This is a genomic window from Candidatus Zymogenaceae bacterium (genome assembly GCA_016931225.1).
GTDB lineage: Bacteria > Desulfobacterota > Zymogenia > Zymogenales > Zymogenaceae > JAFGFE01.
In genome coordinates this window covers 92402-109316 of record JAFGFE010000010.1, presented here as the reverse complement: position 1 = coordinate 109316, position 16915 = coordinate 92402, and the positions used below count along the sequence as shown (strand labels likewise).

General features: G+C 57.4%; 14 protein-coding genes. 5 read left to right on the top strand and 9 right to left on the bottom strand.

Annotated elements, in window-relative coordinates:
• Position 1 precedes the first annotated feature (1 nt).
• Positions 2-1693 carry a hypothetical protein gene (locus JW885_04685; protein ID MBN1881450.1) on the bottom strand — a complete coding sequence of 564 codons (1692 nt, stop codon included), beginning with the start codon at positions 1691-1693 and terminating at the stop codon, positions 2-4.
• A 297-nt stretch (positions 1694-1990) separates the two neighbouring features.
• Entirely contained in the window at positions 1991-2389 is a 399-nt protein-coding gene (locus JW885_04680) for a hypothetical protein (GenBank protein MBN1881449.1), read from the bottom strand.
• Positions 2390-2594: 205 nt separating this feature from the next.
• On the opposite strand from JW885_04680, the gene JW885_04675 reads away from it, so the two are divergent.
• A complete protein-coding gene (locus JW885_04675; GenBank protein ID MBN1881448.1) occupies positions 2595-3272 on the top strand; it encodes a TIGR00730 family Rossman fold protein in 678 nt (225 codons plus the stop codon).
• Positions 3273-3330: 58 nt separating this feature from the next.
• On the opposite strand, the gene JW885_04670 is transcribed toward JW885_04675, so the two are convergent.
• The gene (locus tag JW885_04670; protein ID MBN1881447.1) at positions 3331-4155 is read right to left on the bottom strand and encodes a histidinol-phosphatase; all 825 of its coding nucleotides are present in this window, start codon (positions 4153-4155) and stop codon (positions 3331-3333) included.
• 165 nt (positions 4156-4320) lie between these two features.
• Positions 4321-6195: an acyl-CoA dehydrogenase gene (locus tag JW885_04665; GenBank protein ID MBN1881446.1), complete on the bottom strand. Its 1875-nt coding sequence runs from the start codon at positions 6193-6195 to the stop codon at positions 4321-4323.
• A 772-nt stretch (positions 6196-6967) separates the two neighbouring features.
• Between JW885_04665 and dnaK the strand changes: the two genes are divergently transcribed.
• From dnaK to JW885_04645, 4 genes are all read left to right on the top strand, one after another.
• Positions 6968-8887 carry a molecular chaperone DnaK gene (dnaK, locus tag JW885_04660; protein ID MBN1881445.1) on the top strand — a complete coding sequence of 640 codons (1920 nt, stop codon included), beginning with the start codon at positions 6968-6970 and terminating at the stop codon, positions 8885-8887.
• A gap of 204 nt (positions 8888-9091) precedes the next feature.
• On the top strand, positions 9092-9757 hold the full coding sequence (gene nth / locus JW885_04655) for an endonuclease III (GenBank protein ID MBN1881444.1): 666 nt from the start codon (positions 9092-9094) through the stop codon (positions 9755-9757).
• A gap of 73 nt (positions 9758-9830) precedes the next feature.
• Complete coding sequence (locus JW885_04650) at positions 9831-10655, top strand: amidinotransferase (protein MBN1881443.1); 825 nt, start codon at positions 9831-9833, stop codon at positions 10653-10655.
• Between the two features lie 379 nt (positions 10656-11034).
• The gene (locus tag JW885_04645) at positions 11035-11304 is read left to right on the top strand and encodes a hypothetical protein (GenBank protein MBN1881442.1); all 270 of its coding nucleotides are present in this window, start codon (positions 11035-11037) and stop codon (positions 11302-11304) included.
• Positions 11305-11474: 170 nt separating this feature from the next.
• Here the strand turns inward: JW885_04645 and JW885_04640 are convergent, their stop codons facing one another.
• The 5 genes from JW885_04640 to JW885_04620 form a co-directional block, all read right to left on the bottom strand.
• Positions 11475-12884: a CoA-binding protein gene (locus tag JW885_04640; GenBank protein ID MBN1881441.1), complete on the bottom strand. Its 1410-nt coding sequence runs from the start codon at positions 12882-12884 to the stop codon at positions 11475-11477.
• Between the two features lie 70 nt (positions 12885-12954).
• Positions 12955-14244 carry a lysine 2,3-aminomutase gene (ablA, locus tag JW885_04635; protein MBN1881440.1) on the bottom strand — a complete coding sequence of 430 codons (1290 nt, stop codon included), beginning with the start codon at positions 14242-14244 and terminating at the stop codon, positions 12955-12957.
• Between the two features lie 31 nt (positions 14245-14275).
• The gene (locus JW885_04630) at positions 14276-15649 is read right to left on the bottom strand and encodes an aspartate aminotransferase family protein (GenBank protein ID MBN1881439.1); all 1374 of its coding nucleotides are present in this window, start codon (positions 15647-15649) and stop codon (positions 14276-14278) included.
• 34 nt (positions 15650-15683) lie between these two features.
• Positions 15684-16088 carry a 3-aminobutyryl-CoA ammonia lyase gene (locus JW885_04625; GenBank protein ID MBN1881438.1) on the bottom strand — a complete coding sequence of 135 codons (405 nt, stop codon included), beginning with the start codon at positions 16086-16088 and terminating at the stop codon, positions 15684-15686.
• 48 nt (positions 16089-16136) lie between these two features.
• Positions 16137-16904: an amino acid ABC transporter ATP-binding protein gene (locus tag JW885_04620; GenBank protein MBN1881437.1), complete on the bottom strand. Its 768-nt coding sequence runs from the start codon at positions 16902-16904 to the stop codon at positions 16137-16139.
• Positions 16905-16915: the final 11 nt, after the last annotated feature.

The following is a 16915-nucleotide window of genomic DNA, read 5'->3' as shown; positions in this document are numbered from 1 at the left end:
TCTATCTCCCTCCTCCCGCACAGGCACAGGCGCACCCGGCACAGGCGCAGGCACAGGCGCACCCGCCGCCCCCGCCGCCTCTGTATCCGCCGCCGGAGCTTTTCGGCGCCGGATTTGTCGTTTCGGTGACGGAGCTGACGAAGGTCTCCACGTTGGAGACGAGCTTGCCGGAGAAGCTCTCCACGCCGGTGATGAAGTTATTGGCGAGATCCGCGCCGGAGACCTTCGGCAGCCCGGAGCCGCCGGCCCTGGACGCCGCGCTTCGGGGCGTGGAACTATGAGATCCCCAGTAAGTATCATACCAGCGGGGGATGATGATATCCCTGCCGGTGAATGTCTCCTCCATACGCTCTCCATACTTCTTGTCCATCAGGATCCACTCGAGCTTGTCGCTCCACTCCTCGCCCAACAGCTCCGGGGTTTTAGCGGAGGTCACGTGCCGCCACGCCAGATCGACGATGTTTGCGTAATAATCCTTCGTCTCTCTTCTGGAAAAGCCCTTGATCTTCTTGTTGGTGGCCTTGATCATGGCGATCATCGCCTTTTTCAGCTTGGCCGTATCCAGCGTCCCGTCCTCTTTGAGGCACGCCAGAAATTCCTTCTCATAATCCCTGAGATCCGGTTTCTCAATGTTTTTGATCTCGAAAATCTTCGGCGTCCCGTTCCCCTCGGTCCTGACGTATCCCTTCTTCATCAGGCCGAAGAGCATCATCGTGATCACCTTGTTGAGCGGCTGCTCCAGCACCATCGCCGCCTCCGGGGCGGTCAGGCCCCGCTTGATGCCCACCCCCTCCACGGCCGCCGACGGCGGGAAATATTTCAGTTTCCTCCTCTTGGACTGGATGACGCTGATGATCGGCAGACCGATCATAAAGAACAGGAATAACGTAAAGGGGTTGACGATGAGAAAAAAGACGGCGGCGACAAAGCTCCCGATCACCTTGAGAAAGGCTACCAGTATCGGCTCGTGGTAGGGTTCGTATACGACACCGACGTACTCCAGAGGGAACGAGACCCCGAACATGTACTGCTTGGAGGGCTTCGCCTCGGTATCACGCCAGTTGAAGGCGATGCGTCCCTGATCGTCGTAGTACCAGTTGTCGAACTCCCGGTAGTGATAGATGGTCTCGTCCGGCCCCACCCCCTCGGGAAAGTGGATGCTGACGCTCAGGTCTGTGACCCCGGAGGTGAAGGCGGAGCCGTACCAGGTGGGGGAGAACTCCACCGAGGCGTGGGTGTCCGGCTGGTCGTCGTCGTACCAGACCATCTTGTCGTTCTGTATCTCAAAATAGAGGGTGCCGGTCTGGCCCGGATAGATGGCGGCGGATCCCAGGTGGACCTCGACGCCGATGTCGATGTACTCCGAGGGGTAGATGGACGTGATCTCTCCCGTGTCGGTCCAGGCCCGGGCGGTGGAGATAACGTAGTTCTCGTTAGGAAGCCCGATATCCACGATATCTATGGCGTGAGCGCCCGGTTCGCAATAAAAAGTCAATTGATAGCGGATGGTGACGGAGCCGTCGGTATTGATATAGACGTCCGAATAATTCTGGGGCACCGTGAATGCGTAATCCTGAGCCCGGGCCGTTGTCGCCGCTCCCGGCATGAGGACCGCACCAAATAACACCGCCGACAGGATAAAAAGGGCTTTTCGGGCCGATCTGTACCCTCTCGTGTCGATCCACCTGTGCATCTTGTCTCCCCCCTTTGCAGTCGATATTCGAATATATGTTTTATATCTTGTTATATTATACTTTTTCAGCCCGACGTGTAAATCTGTTTTTCTCAATCTGCGTCACATATCGGCGCACTCCTGTTTTCCATCGATCGTGTGTCGCATTCTATTTTATATTAATTCGTTTTGTTTGACCATCCAAAGCCACGGCCGAACAGCCGTTTGATGCCGATACGGCATTACTGCGGATCTCCGGGGGTCCGCCCGCGGTCTCTGGGATTTCACGTGGATATGTTATGGTCTGAAATGGGATCGCTACCACTTCGGGTCTTCGGTGAGTTGATAGGAGCTGTGGCAATAGGGACAGGAGATGAACACCGCGCCCGCCTGGACCGACACGCTCTTGTCATCCAGGATCGCCCCGCAGCTTTTGCAGGTCAACTCCTTGGCCGCCACGTCGCCGGTGAGATCGATCTTCTGAATGACCTCCATCTTCTCCGGCTTCGCGAAGGCCCGCTTGATGACTGCGAAGATGATGCCTCCGCCGATGGCGAAGCAGATGAGGGCGACGATAATACGCCCCACGGTGTTGGTGGCGCTGGGAGAGGCCAGGGAATAAAGATTGAGAAATCCGAATAACACGAGGAAAATGGCGAATATCATGCCGATAATCGCCAGGGGGGAGAATTTCGTTGCTTGCGGTTCTCCGTACATACTACCATCCTAAAACAGTCGGGGGCGTTTGTCAACAATCAACGGCATACATCCATCAAGCGATTTATTGACAGCCGATCGCCCCTTTTGTTACAATGCCCCGGTTCACGCACATTTTTTAAGCACCGGGGCCGGGACGGACGATCCGCCCCTCGGTTACCGGATAATATCGGTCATTCATTAAAACACACAGGCGAAAACGCTCATGACGAATCACGTGGAAAAACAATATATCATCGATGCCATTACGGCGAAGGACTCCTGGCGGATGTTTCGCATCATGTCGGAGTTCGTCGATGGATTCGAAACTCTCCCTGACGTGATGCCCGCGGTCTCCATTTTCGGCTCCGCCCGGGTGAAGCCGGAGGATCCCCGCTACGAGACGGCCCGGACCATCGCCAGGAAACTGACGGACGCCGGCTTTTCCATCATCACCGGCGGAGGACCGGGCATCATGGAGGCGGCCAACAGGGGCGCCGCCGAGGGCGGGGGGTATTCAGTGGGTTTAAACATCCAGCTTCCCATGGAGCAGGACCCCAACGAATACTCCAACATCAAGCTCGATTTCCGCTATTTCTTCTGCCGCAAGGTCATGTTCATCAAATACTCCATGGCCTATGTGGTGCTCCCCGGAGGATTCGGCACCCTGGACGAGCTCTTCGAGGCAATTACCCTCATCCAGACCCACAAGATCAAGCCCTTCCCGGTCATCCTGGTGGGGAGCGACTACTGGGAGGGACTTGCCCGGTGGATTCACGAGCGGCTCCTGGAATCGGACATGATTATGGAAAGGGATCTGGAGATCATCAAAGTGGAGGACGACCTGGACAACATCGTCCGAATCATCAAGGAATTCCACGAATCCATGCAGGAGTTGGACTGATTGACGGGTATTGGTTCATCGGAATCGGGGATGAGAGGGCCGCATCATCTGGGGGATTCTATCCGGGAAGCGGCACGACGAACGGCTCGCGATCGACGTAATATATCGTCTCACGCACGCCCAGCTCCCGAAGCATCCGATACACCCCATCAAAACCATAGGCGATGTCATCGGTCCGATGGGCGTCGGAGGTAACCGTCAGGGGAATGGCAAGCTCCACCGCCTCCCGGATAAGCTCCGGCGAGGGGGACAGCTCTCCCACGGGTTTTCTGAGGGCGCCGGTGTTTATCTCCACCGTCATATCCAGTTTTTTAATAGAGCGGAGGAGGATCCTGGCCCTTTGTGTGTGATCCCGCTTCGGCGGATGAAAGGGTGAAAACACCTTGACCAGGTCCAGGTGCCCCACGATATCGAAAAGCCGTGTGGCGACCATCTCCTCCATGATGTCATAATAGGTCTCATATATGGCGTCCACATCCTTCCCCTCCCATTCGGACTTGTTATAATCGAACCCCCAGGTGTCTATCATGTGAACGCTGCCGATGAGATAATCGAAGCGATAGGCCGAAAGCTCCGCCTCGATGCGCGGACGCTCGGCAGGGAGGTAGTCCACCTCCGTCCCGAAGAGGAGTGTCATCCTCCCCTCCCAGGCCCTTTTTGCCCGGGCCACCGATGACACGTAATCGAACCACCCAGACGCCAGGGCCTCGTGGTTGAACCCCTCGGTGGGGTAGTCGTAGGATTCGGGGCGGGGAAAATGCTCGGAGCAGCCGAAGACGGTCACGCCCTTATCGAAGGCGGCGGCGGCCATTTCCTCGGGCGTGTCCTTGCCGTCGCCGAAAATTGTGTGGGTATGGATATCGATCATGTCTACACTCTGCATGTATGTCCGGGTAAGTCTGCTGATTGTACCATCATTGCGGTGAGTCCGGGGAGAAAAACGTCGTGAACCCGCTCTCTTTGCACCATCAAAACAGAGGCCCCCTTCCCGGGAAGAGGGCCTCTATTCTCAGCATCGCTTTTCAAGCAAGCGGTGTGCGTCCGGCGGTTATTGGATGGAGGCGAAGGCCGTTTCGGCGATTTCCATGATGCTCGCGTCTTCCTTCTTGATGGCCTTGGCGGTGGCCTCCACGTGGGGCAACACGTAGGCGGCGTAGTACTTCGCCGACGCCACTTTGCCCTGGTAGTATGCCGCGTCCTTGCTGTCCTTGTAGAGCGCCGCAAGGCCGGCCCAGTCATCGTCGGTCACTCCCTTGTCCTTCTTGACTGCCTCGAGCTTCTCCTGGGAGATCCCCGCCTGCCAGAGCAGCAGCCACCCCAGGGTGACGTTGCTCATCAGCTCCAGGAAGGGCATGGCGTTTCCGATAGGCACCAGGAATTTGCCCTCGGCGCCGCACTGGGCGAAGAATCCTCCGATTTCCGCCAGTGTGTTCTTTGCCCTTTCCAACTCAAGGGCGGAGTCTTTCAGGACGGCGATGCCCTTACATTTCTCCACCGTCTCGCCGATGAGGGTGAGGAGATTCATGAAGTTCGCGCCCTTGCTCTGACCCAGTTTCCGGGCCACCAGGTCCATGGCCTGGATGCCGTTGGTTCCTTCATAGATGGACGCAATCTTGCAATCCCGCATGAACTGCTCCACCGGATACTCGTTGATATAGCCGTAGCCGCCGTACACCTGGATGGCGTACTCGGTGACTCGAAAGCCCATATCGCTTCCCCAGGACTTGCAGATGGGGGTCATCAGCTCCACGAAGCCGTGGTACTTCTCTTTTTCCGCCTCATCCTCCGCGGCCTTGGCCATGTCGTCACAGAAGGCGATCCAGTACATTAGCGCCCTGAGGCCTTCCACGTGGCCCTTCATCCACAGGAGCATGCGCCTGACGTCGGGATGATTGATGATCGGGACCCGGGGCGCTTCGGGATTCCTGAAATTGGCGAGGTCCGCGCCCTGGAGCCGCTCCCTGGCGTAGTTAACGGCGTGGATGTAGGCGGCGGTGGCGTGACCCAGCCCCTGGATGCCCACACCCAGCCTGGCCTCGTTCATCATGTTGAACATGACGCGCATACCCTTGTTTTCCTCGCCCAGAAGCTCGCCGATGCAGTCGTCGTTGTCGCCGAAGTTCAGGGTACAGGTGGGGCTCAGCTTGATACCCATCTTGTGCTCGATGTTGCCCACGCTGATGTCGTTCAACTTGCCCAGGCTTCCGTCGTCATTCACGCGATATTTGGGCACCAGGAAGATGGAGATTCCCTTGGTTCCCACGGGAGCCCCCTCGATGCGGGCGAGAACCGGGTGAATGATATTGTCGGTGATATCCTGATCGCCGGCGGAGATGAATATCTTGGTGCCGGTAATCTTGTATGTCCCGTCTCCGATGGGCTTCGCGATGGTGGTGAGCGCCCCCACGTCGGAACCCGCGCCCGGCTCGGTCAGGCACATCGTACCGCCCCATTCGCCGGTGTACATCCGGTCCATGTACTTTCGCTTCTGCTCCTCGGTGCCGTATATTTCAATCAGCTTGGCGGCGCCGTGTCCCAATCCGGGGAACATCATGAACGCAAAGTTCGCCGCGCAGAAGAGCTCCTTGGCGGCGGCGTTGACTATCTCCGGGAAACCCTGACCGCCCACCTCAATGTCGTCGGCAACCGTCAGCCAGCCTCCCTCGGTGTACTTTTTATAGACGGCGTGCACTTCCTTGGGGACCTTGACCACACCGTCAACGAATTCAGACGGGTTCTTGTCTCCCAGTTCGTTTGTGGGAAACACATCGTTGACAGCCATCTTCTCCGCCTCGTTTAAAACCATGTCAAACATATCTTTTGAATAATCGGCGAAGCGGGGATATGTAACAAGTCGTTCAATATCAAGCATCTCATAGAGAGTAAAGGCCTGATCCCTCATATCAACCAGCAGATTGGCCATAGGAACAACCTCCTTTATATATTGGAATTATTATTGGAAACGGATTTTTTGCCGCTTTGAAATGAATGAGCGTTCACTCAAAGTATTAAAATACCACTTCTGAAATGTTTGTCAATAAAAATCGTAACACCGTCCCACGGTGTCCCGACGGCAAAGATGAGGCTCACACCGGGGAGATCTCTCGGGATGTTGTCCTCTCGACAGAGCCGTATGACGACCGCCCTGTTTCCTTGTCGAGGATTTCTATACCAATACGTCGTATAGACTCACGCCGTGATACATCGCCGCCGAAATATTCTTAAACGATCGCGGGCGATCCCGTCAGTAGGTTCGTTCCCGTGATGAGATATCCGAAAGAGATACACCACATCACAGGAGGAAAGGATCGGGGGCGCCTTTTTTTACACGGAGTTATTCACGTTCTGTCCCGACAATCCCTCCTGTAAGCCGCCGATCTTCGGGCGGTGGGATCCACATGAAATTCGGGGGATTCTCTCACCCGCATTCGGTCCCGATGGGTCCACGACGAACCTTTTTTCTCCTTAAAACGCCCTTCCGCACGCTATTTTCCAGAAAAACGGCGCCTATGATCGACCGTCATCCCACTTTTTGACTATTTTCGCCCCCTTTCAGTACGCACCGTTCCACTTTTTTCGTCGACACCCGGAAACGTCTCCCTCCCTTACCCACCTCCCCTCCCCCCTTGATTTTTCCCGATCCATGATTATCTTAAGCTCAGTAAGAAAAAAACAAGAAAGAGAGGTACAAACATATGGCAAAGACAATAGGAATCGATTTGGGCACCACCAATTCAGTAGTGTCCGTCATTGAGGGAGGCGAGCCGAAGGTCATCATCAATGAAGAGGGAAACCGTACGACTCCGTCGGTGGTGGCGTTTACCGACGACAACTCCCAGCTTGTAGGACAGGCCGCCAAACGACAGGCGGTCACGAACCCAGAACGAACCATATATTCCGTCAAGCGGTTTATGGGTCGTCGATTTGATGAGGTGGCCGAGGAAATCTCCATGGTCCCCTATGCCGTTGAAAAGGCCGCAAACGGAGACGTACGCATCGGTGTCAACGACAAGAAGTACGCCCCGCCGGAAATCTCCGCACTCATCCTCAAGAAGCTCAAGAAGGCGGCTGAGGATTATCTGGGCGAGAAGGTGACCGACGCGGTCATCACCGTTCCCGCATATTTCAACGACAGCCAGCGACAGGCCACCAAGGACGCCGGGAAGATCGCGGGCTTGAATGTCGGCCGGATCATCAACGAGCCCACGGCGGCGGCCCTGGCCTACGGCATGGAGAGAAAGAGCGACGAAAAAATCGCCGTGTTCGACTTCGGCGGCGGCACCTTCGACATCTCCATCCTGGAGGTGGGCGATGACGTGGTGGAGGTGCTCTCCACCAACGGCGACACCCACCTGGGCGGCGACAACATCGACCAGGCCCTGATCTCGTACATGACCGCAGAGTTCAAAAAGGACCAAGGCATCGACCTGTCCGGCGACAAGATGGCCCTTCAGCGGCTCCGGGAAGCGGCGGAAAAGGCCAAGATAGAGCTGTCCTCGGCCATGGAGACGGAGATGAACCTCCCCTTCATTACCGCCGACGCATCGGGCCCCAAACACCTGACCATGAAGCTGACCCGGGCCAAGTTCGAGGCCCTGGCGGCTCCCATCATCGAGCGGACGGTCGGGCCGGTAAAGCAGGCCATCAAGGACGCGGGATTGTCGGCTTCCGATATCGACGAGGTGCTCCTGGTGGGCGGCTCCACCCGCATCCCCCGGGTTCAGGAAGAGGTGAAAAGACTCTTCGGCAAGGACCCCCACAAGGGCGTCAACCCGGACGAGGTGGTGGCGTTGGGCGCCGCCATACAGGGGGGCGTGCTCTCGGGAGACGTAAAAGACGTGCTGCTTCTGGACGTGACGCCGCTTTCCTTGGGCATCGAAACCCTGGGAAGCGTCATGACGAAGCTCATCGAGCGAAACACCACCATCCCCACCAAGAAGAGCCAGGTTTTCTCCACCGCCGAGGACAACCAGCCCGCGGTGGACATCCATGTGCTTCAGGGTGAGCGGGAAATGGCAGGGGACAACAGGACCCTGGGCAAATTCCAGCTTTCCGGCATCACTCCGGCACCTCGGGGCATACCGCAGATCGAGGTGACGTTCGATATCGACGCCAACGGCATCGTCAACGTATCGGCGAAGGATATGGCAACCGGCAAATCCCAGGCGATCACCATCACCGCATCTTCAGGTCTCGCGGAAGATGAAGTGAACCGGATGGTCAAAGAGGCCGAATCCCACAGCGAGGAAGACAGAAAGCGGCGCCGGGAGGTGGAGGTCCGAAACGAGGCGGACATGCTGATCTACCAGACCGAGAAGAGTGTCAACGAAAACCGTTCCGCCCTCACCGATGCCGATGTTACCGAGGTGGAGAAGGCGATCGCCGAGGCGAAAGAAGCCCTCAAGGCCCAGGATATTTCAAGAATCGAGGCGGCGGTGGAGGCGTTGAAGGGAGCGGGACACGCCCTGGCCGAGCGGCTCTACCAGAAAAGCTCCCAGGAAGCGTCCTCAAGCGGCGGCCCACAGGGATCTGACCACAACGACTTCGCCACATACGGATCGGACGGTTCATCCGACGACGACGTCATTGACGCGGAATTCTCCGAAGCGGGATAATCCGAGAAACACACACATGAAACAGGCGGAAGGCTTTTTTAAGCCTTCCGCTTTTTCACAGCCCCGTTTTTTTTCCGCCGGGACCGTAACCCCAAAGAATCGCACCACCCTTCCTTCACGGGATGAAAACACGCCCGCTAAATTGTCCGTATAAAACTTGCAAAGCACCATCCAGAGTGCTACAATGACATGGAATTGAACGTCATGTCTGCACAAAATACCGCACAGAATCTCGAAAAGAAAGTCCAGGATATATACGGTTTCCTGGACATTGCTCACCCGGAAGCGGGCTGCGCTCTGAACTTCTCCACCCCCCTGGAGCTGCTCATTGCATCTATCCTTTCGGCACAGTGCACCGATGAACGTGTCAACACGGTGACCGAGAAACTGTTTCAAAAATACACCCTCGCCTCCGACTATGCCCAGGCCGACATTGAGACCCTGGAGGAGGAGGTGCATCCCACCGGTTTTTATCGTAACAAGGCGAAGGCCATCAAGGACTGTACCATTGCCCTGGTCGAGCGGTTCGACGGAAGTATACCGGACACCATGGAGGACCTGGTGAGCCTCCCCGGCATCGGCAGAAAAACCGCAAACCTGGTGCGGTCGTGCGCATTTAAAATGCCGGGGATTATTGTGGATACCCACGTGCTTCGCCTGTCGGGAAGACTGGGGCTTTCCGATAAAAAGAATGCGGATAGGGTAGAGATGGACCTGAGGGCCATCACCCCGGAGGACCGGTGGTCTCAGCTTTCATATCTCCTGATCTTCCACGGGCGAAAGATATGCAAGGCGAAAAAACCGCTGTGTGAGAAGTGCCCCGTGACTGATCTCTGCGTCTACTTCGGAGAGCGAAACGCCCCGGTGTAATGAGCCGGAGGAAATCGATTATCATGTAATCGGCGACATGCGCCGTTTTTTTACGCCTATTTTGGAAAACGACATGAGCGATATGAGACCTTCCAATACAAAATATCACCCCCTTCTCTCATACCACTACACCCGGGCGCTGGTCCGCAGGCCGGGGCCGGAGCTGACCCGGGCTCTCAGCATGAACGACACCGCCGGGGGAATAGATCCGGAAGAGGCCCTCGCCCAGCACGAGGCGTACATATCGGCCCTCTCCTCCCTGGGCGTTGACGTCCACATCCTCCCCCCCGAGCCGGACTATCCGGACGGCGTGTTTATCGAGGACACGGCGGTGGTGCTCCCCGGCGCCGTCGCCATCACCCGCCCCGGGGCCTCCTCACGCCGGGGGGAGACGGACAGCGTCGCCCGGGCGTTTGCGGAGCTCGCCCCGGAGCTTACGATCATTCCCATGCCCGAGGGACCGGGAACGGTGGACGGGGGGGACATACTGCGGCTGGGTGAATGCTACTACATCGGGTTATCCGGCCGAACGAACGAGGCTGGCGGCGAGTGGCTGGCGGCCCGGGCCGAAGAGCGGGGGTGCCGTGCCCGGTTTATTCCTGTGGCCGGCTCGCTTCACCTCACCACCGTCGTCACCCCCGTCTCTTTCGATACCATCATCGGCACGGAAGACATCCTGCCTCACTTTTCCGGAGATTCCGTCAGAACAATCACGGTGCCCCCGGGTGAATCCGCCGCCGGCAACGTCCTGGTCGTCAACGGAACCGTCATTGTTCCCGCCGGGTGCCCCGATACCCTTACGATGCTCGATCGGGCGGGATTCGCCGCCGTAGAGGTGGATGTTTCCCAATACGCCCGAGCCGACGGCGCCCTGACCTGCCTCTCGGTGCTCTGGTAGCACACACACCATACAAATAGACACACCCGCCGGGGAGCAGGCCGTTTCCAAACACGGCCGTGCATACCCCGTCCACTTTTTTCTATCCAGCCGAAAACGGCATGCAAACTGCTTTTGCACCTGCAAGAATCCCGTGCGGCCGAGATTTCCGTATAAGAACGTATCGTGCAACAGTACTCCTTAAATCATTACATAATGAGTACACTATCAACAAGGAATACTCACAAGTGCCAAATCGTAGAATACTCATATGTCTGAATAGTCGTATTTTTCAATAAGATTATGTATATATAAACTGGCACACTGATTGCTAATTAAGCATATAGAAAGAGATTGTAGCCATTGGCACATCACTTTTCTCACTCTGAAAGGAATAGATATGAAGAAGGTAAATTGCTGGGAATTCGAAAAATGTGGCCGGGAGCCGGGAGGTGAACACGCGGGTGATATGGGCGTGTGCCCGGCGGCGACCAATGGCAGCGGCAGTAACGGCGGCCTCCACGCGGGACGATCCTGCTGGATCGTCGCCGGCACCTACTGCAGGGGGAAGGTTCAGGGCAGATTCGCCCAGAAGCTCCCCGAATGCATGCAGTGCGATTTTTATCAACTGGTCAAGAAGGAGGAGGCGGCGGATTTCAGCTTGCGATAACGTATCCTTTTAGGAACCGCCTCCAGGCCGGATGCGTCACATCGACGTATCCTGCTTTTTTTGTTGGCGGGGTATTCCAATAGAATATGCACATTTTGGGTGCATGAAAAATATCTACGGAAAATAACCGAATCCCTTGAGCTTTATCATAATAGCAAAAATCTGCGTTATCACCTCCCGCTCATCCCCTCCCTCATCCGCCAGAGATGTATCAGGTTGGCGGCGGTGCGTCCCGCCTTGTGGGGGGAGTTGAACGTCGGCGCACCGGCGTCGTCCGCCGCCGCCCGCTCGTCCTTGTGCGCATACGGGGCCATCAGGCAGAGCAGCGCCGGCTTCCCGTGCTTTTTCGCGATCCGGGCGTATTCGCCCGCGGGAAAACTGATGCCCATCTCCGACCCGCCGCTGTAGCAGGCAATGGCGCCATGGATATCAGGCTGGGAGAGGGCCATATCCAGGGCCTTCGTGTACATGTCCGTTCGAAACCAGGCCTCGGCGAACATATCCAGGGGATTGGTCGGGACGGTCAGGGGCGGTGCGAAGGTTTTGATGATCTCCTTGTGATCACCGGTGAAATCCGGCAGCACACCCCCCGCCCCCTCGATATGCTGGGCGCAGATTAGGGCGGGTCCGGCGGTGTGGGTGAAGATGGCGAAGCCGGGACCGGCAAGTGAGGGGAGGCTCTCTAACGCCTTGGCGGTGTCCACCAGCTCCTCGTAATCCCCCACGAAGAGGATACCTGCCTGTCGGTAGGCGGCCCGGTAGATATCCTCGGAGGCGCTCATGGAGCCGGTGTGAGACGCCGCCAGCCGCCGGGTGGTCTCAGTGAACCCGGCCTGATAAACCAGCACCGGCTTTTTGGGGGTCACTCTTCTGGCGGCCTCCAGGAATGCCCGACCGTCGTCCATCCCCTCCACGAACAGGCAGATGACGTCGGTATCGTCGTCGTCTCCCAGGTAGGTGACCAGCCGGGGGAAGTCGAGATTGACCCGGTTTCCCACGCTGATGAACTTGGCCACGCCCACGTTGTTGTCCATCATGGCGGTGAGGATGGCCGAACCGGTGCCGCCGCTCTGGCTCGCCACCGAGATGCGCCCCTTCTTTGTCGCCGACAGGGGCGCCGCGAACGTGGCGTTGAGGCCGTGGACGGTGTTGAGGCACCCCACGCAGTTGGGGCCCACAATGACGATCCCGAGGCGGTCGGCCGTCTCCCTGAGCTCGGCCTGGAGTCGGGCTCCGTCATCGCCGATTTCCTTAAAGCCACCGGCGAAGATGACCGCGGCCCTGGCGCCCTTCTTCGCCGCATTGGTGAGGGCGTCGGGGATTTTTTTGTGGGGAATGGAAAAGACGAATACCTGGACGTCCTCGGGAAGGTCAGAGACGGAGCCAAAGCCGGTCACACCCATCACCTCCCGGCCCGCAAGGCTCGGGGAAACGGCGAATACCTTACCCGCAAGCCCACCGGACACCGCCGCCGCCAGGGCGTGGAACCCGAGCTTTCCGGGATTATCCGACGCACCCACCACCGCGACGTTTTGGGGATAAAAGAGAGCGTCGAGGCTCTCGTCATGAGATGATGTCATAGACCGTATCGTGAAAATTTAAACCGATCCGGGGGCGGGTCCGGCCGTCCCCGGTGTATGTCGCTTTGTATTACGCGTGGAACTCCCGCTTCATCCGCTCTTTTCTCTTCTCCCGCACCGAGTCCACCGGCTTGAGGGTGGCGGCCTCTCCGGTGAAGAGCTTTTCGATACCGATGCTCATCGCCCCCTTCTTCTTCATCTCCTCGCAGATTTTGCACGGCTCCTGGACGATGTCCGGCTCCGTATAGGCGCTGACAAATCCCTCGTAGTTTCTCAGGATGATCTTGTGATCGCTCCTGCTGATCATATACTGGGGCATCAGGGGGATCTTTCCTCCGCCGCCGGGGGCGTCCACCACGAAAGTGGGAATGGCCATCCCGCTGGTATGTCCCCGGAGCCGCTCCATGATTTCGATGCCGGCGCCGATGGAGGTGCGAAAATGCTCGATGCCCACCGACAGATCGCACTGGTACAGGTAATAGGGACGCACCCGGATTTTCAACAGCTCATGGAGCAGTTTTTTCATCACGTGGATGCAGTCATTGACGCCCCGAAGCAGCACGGACTGGTTGCCGATGGGGATCCCCCCCCGGCTCAGACGGTCGCAGGCCGCCGAGGATTCCGATGTTACCTCCTTGGGGTGATTGAAGTGGGTGTTGAACCAGATCGGATGATACTTCTCCAGCATGGCCACCAATTCCGGCGTGATACGATGGGGCAGCACCACCGGTGTTCGGGAGCCGATGCGGATGATCTCGACATGGGGGATCTTTCGAAGCTCGGACAGGATCCATTCAAGCTGGTCGTCGGACATGGTCAGGGGATCCCCCCCGGAAAGGAGCACGTCCCGCACCTCCGGTGTCTCGGCGATGTACTTGATATCCGCCGCCAGCTCCTTTTTGGACCGCATCCGGTCGTTGACCCCCACCATCCGCCTCCTGGTGCAGTGACGACAGTACATGGTACACTGGTCGGTCACCTGAAAGAGCACCCGATCGGGATAGCGATGGGTCAGGCCCGCCACCGGGGAATCCTCGTCCTCGCTCAGCGGGTCTTCCATATCCTCGGGCACCTTCACCGTCTCGTGTATATCGGGCACGGCCTGCCTGCGAATCGGGCACTTCGGATCTTCCGCATCCATAAGGGTTGCATAGTAGGGTGAGATCGCCATACGGAAGCGGCTGAGGGTCTTTTCTATTCCCCGCTCTTCCTCTTCGGAAAGAGCTATCACCTTTTTCAAATCGTCGAGGCTTGAAATACGGTTTTTCACCTGCCACCGCCAGTCGTTCCAGTCAGCCTCGCTCACGTTGGAATACAGAGATATATCCCGGTAATCTCTCTGTTCTGAAAAATATTTCATCGCACTACCTCACAGAAAAAATACCGACCCGTCATACATTCATGTCGTTTCGGGCCTGGGCAACCGCCTCGGCCAACACAGAAATCCCCTCCTTGAGCGCCTCTTCCGTGATCATCAGCGGCGGATTCATCTTGACCGTGCCGCCTCCCGGTCCCAGAGGGGCATACATCATCAGGCCCTTTTGCACCGAATGTTCGACGGTCCGAAAGGCCAGCTCGTGAAAAGGCTCCTTCGTGTTCGGCTTCACCATGAGCAGCGCCGCCACCAGGCCCCGGCCATTCACCCTGCCGATTATGTCGGGATGGTCATTTTGCAATCCCCTCAGTTTTTCGTGGAGTATCTCGCCCAGGAGCCGGGAATTTTCCACCAGCCCCTCCTTTTCCAGGATGTCGATGCTGGTGAGCGCCGACCGACAGGTCAGAGGATTGGCGCTGTGGGTGGAGGTCATCTCCCCAGGGCCGTAATAGTCCATGAATCGGGAGCTGCCGATGACCGCGGCGATGGGAAGCCCCCCGCTCATCCCCTTGCCGCAGCAGATGATGTCCGGCACGATTTTGTAATGCTCGATGGAAAAGAACCTGCCGCTGCGCCCGAATCCGGCCTGTACCTCGTCGTCGATCAACAAGGCCCCGGCATCGTCGCACCACGCACGGAGCTTGTGCATGTACTCGTCGGGATAGAACCCGGCGATCCCGCCCTGATACGATTCCATCATCACGCCGCAGACCCGATCCTTTGTAACGCCCTGTTTTTTCAGGGAATCGGTAAAGACCGAAAAATCGGTGTTCTCAAACCGATAGCCGTCGGGAAACGGCACCTGTACGAACGTGGGATCCAGCTTTCCGATCCAGTCCTTGAGCGCCGGAATTCCTCCGGCAAGCTGGGAGCCCAACGTCCTGCCGTGAAAGGCGCCCTCGAAGGTGACAATGATGTTTTTCTCCGGCCCTACGGTCCTCATGCCGTGGGTCCTCACCAGTTTGATGGCGTTTTCGGTGGCTTCGGCCCCGGTGGTCACCAGGAACACCTTGTCAAGCCCCGGAGGAGCGAGCTCCACCAGGCGCCGGACCAGCTTCGCCCTCGGTTCGTTGGGAAAGCAGTAGGAGTGAATCATCCCGCTTTCTATCTGGTCGATGAGGGCCGCCTTCATCTCCGGGCGAAGGTGTCCGCAATTCGCCACCAGGACGCCCGAGGAAAAATCAATCCACTTGTTGCCGTAGGCGTCGGAGACGGTGAATCCCTCCGCCCGATCCCAGACCACCAGGGGCTGGCCACTCATGGAAAGGGGCTCGAAGGCACGAAGGTCCTCAAGGAGCGGCAGGGTTTCCGGCACCGGGATGTCCGTTACAATGGTGCGATGGGCGGTCTCGATTTTATCTGTCTTTTTGGGCGTCAGTTCGAAATTCATGTATGCCATCAGTCTACCTCTTTATATCTCTGAGCTATTTTTTCCTTTGCAGCTCCTCGGGCGTCACACACACACCACGGGCCCGAACCACCGTCACGGGTTCTGTGAGCACATCCGCCGCGGAATCGGCGATATCCCGCCGGGCGGCGACAACTTTTCTGGCCTCGAACTCCATCTTTCGAGACGTCTTCCCCGTCTCAACGACGCGGCCCACCGCCTCGATGTAATCCCCTTCGTATACCGGGGCAAGAAACTCCACCTCGTCATAACGGAGAAACAACCCCTCGTCGCCGTCGGTAATGATCAGAAGCTCCGTCGCCACATCGCCGAACAGGGCCAATATCCGGGCACCGTCCACCAGGCCGCCGCCGTAGTGTGCATCGGCGCCGCTCATACGCAGGCGAATCATGGATTCTGGATATTCATTCACATGTGACATCGAATATGAGCATATATTTTCATCATATAAAACAGGCGTCCCGTTCTTTTACAGGACTTCTCTTAAAAAGTTTTTTGTTCTGCCTTCTCTCGGATTGGCGAGCACGTCTGTCGGAGCGCCTTCCTCAACGATCACGCCCTCATCCATAAATATCAGCCGATCCCCCACTTCCCGGGCAAACCCCATCTCATGGGTCACAACGATCATCGTCATGCCTTCCTCGGCAAGGGACTTCATCACTTTTAGCACGCCGCCGACAAGTTCGGGGTCCAAAGCCGAGGTCACCTCGTCAAACAACATGACTTCCGGCTGCATGGCCAGCGCACGAGCGATGGCCACGCGCTGTTTTTGCCCGCCGGAGAGGGATTCGGGATACACGTCCGCCTTGTCTCCCAACCCCACCCGCTCCAGGAGTTCCTTGCCGACCGCCCTGGCTTTCGCCTTCCCCATCTTGAGGACGCGTACCGGCGCCTCGAGCACGTTGTCAAGGGCCGTCATGTGCGGAAAGAGATTGAACTGCTGGAATACCATTCCCATCCGGGTCCTGACGCTGTTGATGTGTCGCTGAAAATCTTTTTTCGACAATGCGTGATCATTAATCAGCACGCCATCCATATAGATTTCCCCGTCCGTCGGCTCATCCAGCATGTTAATACACCTCAAAAAAGTGCTCTTGCCGGAACCGCTGGGACCGATGATCACCAGCACCTCCCCTTTCCACACTTCCGTGTTGATTCCCCTGAGAACATGCAGATCGCCGAATCGTTTGTGCAGATCAACTACCTTCAATACCGTCTGTGAGCTTTTTTTTGTCATCGAATCGCCAC